This window comes from Sphingobacterium sp. HSC-15S19 (assembly GCF_050433745.1).
In the GTDB taxonomy this organism is placed as follows: Bacteria; Bacteroidota; Bacteroidia; order Sphingobacteriales; family Sphingobacteriaceae; genus Sphingobacterium; species Sphingobacterium siyangense.
The window spans coordinates 1-4,675 of sequence record NZ_JBNPWQ010000077.1; the positions used below are offsets into that span (position 1 = coordinate 1).

Annotated in this window: 4 protein-coding genes; all 4 read right to left on the reverse strand. The window is 30.4% G+C overall.

Translation table 11 applies throughout. The features are described from left to right. Positions 1-332: 332 nt before the first annotated feature. On the reverse strand, positions 333-2,477 hold the full coding sequence (locus L1283_RS28170) for a peptidase domain-containing ABC transporter (protein WP_429626798.1): 2,145 nt from the start codon (positions 2,475-2,477) through the stop codon (positions 333-335). 18 nt (positions 2,478-2,495) lie between these two features. Further along, the gene (locus tag L1283_RS28175; RefSeq protein WP_429626799.1) at positions 2,496-3,020 is read right to left on the reverse strand and encodes a hypothetical protein; all 525 of its coding nucleotides are present in this window, start codon (positions 3,018-3,020) and stop codon (positions 2,496-2,498) included. Between the two features lie 1,018 nt (positions 3,021-4,038). Then, positions 4,039-4,227: a hypothetical protein gene (locus L1283_RS28180; RefSeq protein ID WP_429626800.1), complete on the reverse strand. Its 189-nt coding sequence runs from the start codon at positions 4,225-4,227 to the stop codon at positions 4,039-4,041. A gap of 19 nt (positions 4,228-4,246) precedes the next feature. Then, positions 4,247-4,450, reverse strand: a complete 204-nt coding sequence (locus L1283_RS28185; RefSeq protein WP_291095613.1) for a hypothetical protein — start codon at positions 4,448-4,450, stop codon at positions 4,247-4,249. Between the last annotated feature and the right edge of the window lie 225 nt (positions 4,451-4,675).

A 4,675-nucleotide genomic window follows, 5' to 3' on the forward strand; every position in this document is an offset into this window, starting at 1 on the left:
TGGCTTTGACTCAATTAATCTGCCGTCCTTAATATATAAACTAGGTTCTGCCTTTTTAGATTTCTAAGTTAACGCTGCAGATGGAGCTTTTTATGACAATATAGTGTTTCAAGATATTAGTTTTTTGCCCTCTTTTTATTTCTAGTACAAACTAACGATTAGATTTGGGGATAGGCTCAAGCTCGAAAGAGGTTTTTAAGTTTTAACCCTATGACACAGTTGGTGTTACACTCCCGCTGTCGGAAAAATGGGGACTTACAATCCCACTTATAAAATATGTATTTGGTAGGATGAATACAACAATTTTTAGTAGAAGCAATTTTATCCACTACCTATTGACTTTCAATACTATTTAAATCTTCAATAATGCTCAATGTTTTATTTTCTAACTTATACGTACGATTAGCTATTTCTGTGATAAAATTCTTATGGGTTATAAATAAAATAGCCATATTATTTTCCATTTTTAATCTTTTAAGAAGTTTTAAAATAAATGATTCCGTATATTTATCTAAAGCCGATGTAGACTCGTCTAATAATAGTAGTTGTGGGTTTTTATAAAGAGCTCTCGCTAATCCGAGTATTTGTTTTTGCCCACCTGAAAGCTTTTGTCCCTCTTCTCCAATTAAGGTCAAATAGTTTATTGACCATTTTTGAAAAAGTATATCAAAACCGTAGTTGTTACAAAATTTTTGGAACTCTTTTTCGGTGCAAGGTCTATTTAATACAATGTTGAAATAGATGTTCCCATTAAATATTTTAATTTCCTGGGGTACTGTGGCGTAGCATTTTCTCCACGAAGACAATTGTAAACTTGAGTATAATTTATCATTGATATAGAAGTTACCTTCATATGGGGTATAGAATCCTTGTATAATTTCCGTTAACGTACTTTTTCCCATTCCACTTTCTCCAATTATTCCAATTAACTCACCTTTATTAATTTCAAGCTTCATCTTATCATAAAGAATGGGGCGACCATTAAATCGAAAACATACATTTTCCATTCGGAAAGATTTAAATGCTATTTTATCTTGCGATTCCTCATCTAGTGTTTCTTCTTTTGTATTCGTTAAATCGAAAATCCTTTCAAAAGCTACTTTTATTTCTTGAATATTGACATTAATTTGGGCGATTCTTATAATAGAGGGCAAAATAGAAGATACTAAAGATATAATCGCAATTAGTGCGCCAATTGATAATTGGTCTTTAAAGAAAAGATTTGTACATATTGCTATAATTCCGACGCTCATGATAGCGCTTATAAAGTCTACTTTTAGTGTTAGCCGATTTGTGAGAGTTCCTAAGGTAAATATTGCACTCTGGTAAATTGCAAAGTTCTCTTTCCCCATATCGATAAAAAAGCTTTGCGCCCCATTTTCTTTGATAGCTGATATACCGGAAAGTATATTTATATAGTAACTTTCCAATTGTGAATAGCTATTCATAACCTTTTTTTGGGCTTTTACAAATTTGTTCGTATAAGTGTAAACTAAATATATAATTGCTGGAATAATAGTTGTCACAATGATTCCTACTAAAACGGAATAAATAAAAACAGCGGCTAAACTAACGATAATAACTAGAGTGTCTATGACAAAATTTCCAATTATATGGCTAATATTTTGTTGTATACGTTGAGTATCGTTAAGTCGTCCTATCAAATCCCCTTTTTTTCTACTGTTAAAAAATAGTTTAGGTAGCTTGATTATTTTATCTAAAAAAAATCCTGTTAGCCTTTTATTGTACGCTTGACTCTGTTGAAGCATAACGTATTGACGTAGGTAAGAAATCAAAGAACGGCTAGTTAAAATTAAGAACAAAAGAATTAGGCCGACTACAATTTGATTATAACTTCTTTCAGGCAATAAATGATCAATTAGTTTTTGGGAGAAAATTGCCGTTGTTATGCTGATTAAGGATATGATTATACCAAGGGTTAAGTTAATAGATAAATAAGGAATATCTTTTTCAATATTTTTATAGAACCATTTAGTTTTTTCCTTTGTTAATCGTTGTTTTACTTTAACAAATGTTTCATTAGGAGATAGAATTACAGCGCTTTTACTTAACCACAGTTTAGATAATTCTCTTGTTGAGTAGAGTTTGATCCCATTGTCGGGATCGCCTAGAATAATGAGGTCTTTATTGGAGATATGACCTAAATATACCATATAATGAAAACCAAGTCCATCTATAAATAGGTGAAGTATGCAAGGTACAGTCTGTTTTGAAAGATATTCGATATCCATCTCATAACCATCTGCTTCAAAACCATTTTCACGAGCAGCCTGAATAAGGCCGAGCATTGTTGTCCCATCACTATTAGTACCACTAGCTATTCTTAGATCTTCAGAGAAAGATTCACCTCCATGCCATCGAATTACCGTTTGTAAAGCAGCTATCCCACAGTCAGACTGGTCTTGTTGTCTAACTAATATTTTTCTTAATTGTTGGAAAGTATACTTTTTAATCATTATCGTTTCCTGTAATTTTTAGTCTTTAAATTCATTTATAATTTTACCTATTTTAACGATGCCCTCAAATTTAGAAATGAATCTCCCTCCCTTCTCGTATAAAATTGTTGTAGGTGTAGTTGAGGTTCCAAATGTTTTAGGGAAAACCAGATTTCTATCCGATAGAAGGTATAAATTTGGGTATCTATTTAAATTTAATGCTGTATAATATTCTTTTAATATATCTTCATGTGCAGTTGAAACTAGTAATATAGTTATATTATGGAAGCGATTATGATCTTTTAAAATATCTTTAACCTGTTTATTGCAAAAGTGACAATTTGGATCTATTTGGATAAGACAGGTGGAATACTCATTAGAGTTTTTTTTAATATTAAAATGATTATTGTTAGCAATATCGAAAAATGAAATATCAGGCATGTATTCAATATTATCTCGGGCAAGCTTTTTTTTATGTAATTTCTGGAAAGTAAAATATAATACCGTACCGATAATAGATAGAAATAAAATCAAAATAATAGAGGTTAAGTATTTCCTTTGCATACAGTGTTAATTGGTGATGTAGAATTTCCGCATTAAACGTTTGTTAAAATGAGGCAGACTATTTTGAAATTAAGGAGTCGAAAATGTTACTGAGAAAAACATTACAAGAGTTATCCAGAGAGCAAGTGCGGGAATGTAAGATTTTACAATCAACGACAATGATTCATTATAGTTAATTTTTGTGATTCGATAAATACCAAATGCTAATATGAACCAGTAGCTAACCTCAAAAAGATTTATTGTTTGAAATGGATAAATCCAAAGTGGGTCTATCTCCCTTGGGTTAATTAACTGAATTAAAGATAGCGGGTAGAAATATTCGATGTCTTTTATGTTGATGTTATTGATTTCAAGTTGAATCCAAAAGATCTTAATGAGTAATGGAATTATAAAGATGAAATCTGCCTTTATGGAAATATTAAATAATTGCTTGAATTTTACTTCGTATCCTGACAATGTAGTTCCGATGAATAAAAAAAAACTAACAATAAACACTCTTATTAATATAGTAAGTATTATTAAAAAGTATCCGAGCCAAGCATATTTATCTACATTTTTTAATAAACTTTTTATTTCAGTCTCAGAAAGTTGTTCTCTTAAATTGTTTATATATAGCGTTTTGCTTGGAGATATATTAGCCATGTAAAATGAAATACCCATATACGATAGCAATAATAAGGCTAAAATAATTGAATTGTTCTCTAATAGCTTTTTTATCGAATTTTTGATCATATATTTATTTATGTGTAGTTATTTTTTTTTTTTATTCTTATGAGAGAAGATATTAAAGAAATGATTGATGGGATTATTAGAATAATTATATTTAATATAGGTTGTTCTACAATCTTAACCTTAAAAAATAACAAAATTACAGTTAATAAATATAGAATTAATTCAATAATATCATATGAGTATTTTTTTATTAAATATTGAATGTGATTTTTCATAAATGCAAATATATGTATTAATGAAAGCCTCAAAGCAAGGCTTTCATTAATGAACGTTAAAAGAATGTGAATTAAATAAAGGCGCAACCCACAGTTGTTCCAACTCCTGCAGCTCTCAGACCCCAGATCGCAATAGTGCTACCTCCGAACGTAACGAGGCTAAGTGCGATGCTAGCTCCAAAACATGCGCCAGTTAAAAAATCGTTCATTTTACTTCCTCCCGAGAGGTTTTCTACTTCGTAAGAATTTAATTTTCTCATTTTTTTAATATTTAAGTGTTTAACTAACTGCACAAGCAAATCCTGTTACCCCTCCAAAATAGGCTGAAAGGCCACCTGCAACTGCAAATCCAATTCCACCAGTTGCTATTCCGGCCACAATAAATACAGCGCCCGCCCCGAGCAGAGCACCTGAAACGTGACAACTATTTACCGCCTTTCCTCCATAAAGAAATGCAGATTCTTCAAGGTTTAATTTTCTCATAAAACGATCTGATTTGTAATTGTGTTTATTAATTTAATTGAAAAATAGACTGATTTTGTTTTTTTATAATGTTATAATTGTTTATTTAAATTTAGTATTTTTTTTCTGAATTTTAAAATCGTTTTAGTGTAAATCACTTGTGTCCTAAATAAATTTTAGGATTGGATTTCTGTGGTACAGGCATAGCTTTTTTCATCATTTCGATATTGACCCCTATTTTTCAAT